The sequence below is a fragment of the Stenotrophomonas humi genome (assembly GCF_001431415.1).
Taxonomy (GTDB): Bacteria; Pseudomonadota; Gammaproteobacteria; order Xanthomonadales; family Xanthomonadaceae; genus Stenotrophomonas; species Stenotrophomonas humi.
Genome location: NZ_LDJI01000054.1, coordinates 1 through 1,310 on the forward strand (window position 1 = coordinate 1; position 1,310 = coordinate 1,310).

Genomic DNA, 1,310 nt, shown 5'->3' on the forward strand with positions numbered 1-1,310 from the left:
CGTGGTCGCCCGGCGATCCAGGCGGCCTACGAAGGCCAGGTGGAGGGCAGCCCTTTACAGCTACGCGCACTCGCCTTTGCCGCTGCAGACACCGTCGGCCACATCATTGGTGCGTACCGTTTCGGTGATGCATCCCGCGACATGGGGAAGTTCACGCTCACCTTGCATCGCGCACCTGGCGGGTCGTGGCAGATCTTCTCGGACATGGACAATTTGAACGCACCACCGCAGCAGCGTAGCGTGCCGGACACGCCAACCGGAAACCCGCCGGCAGAACAGTGATGTCGTCTCCATGCCTCGCCGTTCCGCTTGGCCGCAGGGTACAGCCCCCCCTTCAAACCGAAGATACTTCGCAAGCGGTCCAACCCAGACTTTCAGCAGAATTCATGAACCTCTTGAATATCAAATCCGGAACCGGCCGAGACAAGGTACTCGCCGTGCTCACCACGATCATCATTCTTTGCATCGCATCCAATCCCGAGCTCGCGGCTTTCGTCCCCGTGCTGGATGCGCTGGGAATGGAGGTTCTGATCTATCTTGTTTCCGCCCAGCTGAGTGTTTTGATCGGCAGCATGGTTCTGCCGTATGCCCGGCTCCTGTACCAACGATGGGGAAAGCGCATCATCAAGCGCCTTTGGCATGTCGTCTTCAGCGTATCTGGCGGCTACTTGAGGCAGCTTGCGCTGCACGTAACGATTGGCGGAATGATGTCTGCCGTGCTTTTACCGAACACCACACTCACGCCTTGGTTGCTTCGCGGTTCGGCTTGATCCCTGCGTTGTCCAGCAACAACTGGAGTAGATCGCATGAACAAGATCATCGCTGTCGCTCGTTGGTTGTACGCCCTGTTCTACGCCTACACGGGCGCATCGTGGCTCTCCCACAAGCTGTTCGGCACCGCCTGGCCCGATCACGAAGAAGCGCCGGCAGCGAAGGCGCTCACCACCGCCCTGACCTCCAGTGGCATCGTTGAACCGCTCATCGCCGGAGCTTGCCTTGTCGGTGGCGGCCTGCTGTTCTTCCGTCGAACCGCGCCACTGGGTATCGCGGTTCTGGCGCCACTGGTCACCGGCATTTTCATCTTCCACCTGTTCCTCAATCAGCAATGGCCCTGGGGAACGTTCCACTTCTGCTATCTCGTCGTACTGGCATGGCTGCATCGCACGGCGTTCCGCCCGCTGTGGAACTACGGCAGCAATGTGCCGTGACAGGTCATGGGACTAACAGGAGCAGCCCAGTGAACCCCGTTGCTGTCGCTTTATCGGTCCTGTGCGGACTGCTCGCGTTGAGCGCATGCAACTCTGCCTCGC

General features: G+C 59.8%; 3 protein-coding genes. All 3 read left to right on the plus strand.

Features of this window, described 5'->3' with window-relative positions:
- Positions 1–282 (plus strand): Cif family virulence factor (locus ABB26_RS18130; RefSeq protein WP_484600315.1); only part of this gene is annotated, 282 nt, incomplete at its 5' end.
- A 104-nt stretch (positions 283–386) separates the two neighbouring features.
- Positions 387–770 carry a hypothetical protein gene (locus tag ABB26_RS18135; protein ID WP_057636118.1) on the plus strand — a complete coding sequence of 128 codons (384 nt, stop codon included), beginning with the start codon at positions 387–389 and terminating at the stop codon, positions 768–770.
- Between the two features lie 36 nt (positions 771–806).
- The gene (locus tag ABB26_RS18140; RefSeq protein ID WP_057636119.1) at positions 807–1,208 is read left to right on the plus strand and encodes a hypothetical protein; all 402 of its coding nucleotides are present in this window, start codon (positions 807–809) and stop codon (positions 1,206–1,208) included.
- Positions 1,209–1,310: the final 102 nt, after the last annotated feature.

What these genes read in the sequence shown, in the direction of transcription:
- ABB26_RS18140 (WP_057636119.1), top strand. Translation starts at nt 807, where the DNA reads ATGAACAAGATCATCGCTGTCGCTCGTTGGTTGTACGCCCTGTTCTAC.
- ABB26_RS18135 (WP_057636118.1), top strand. Translation starts at nt 387, where the DNA reads ATGAACCTCTTGAATATCAAATCCGGAACCGGCCGAGACAAGGTACTC.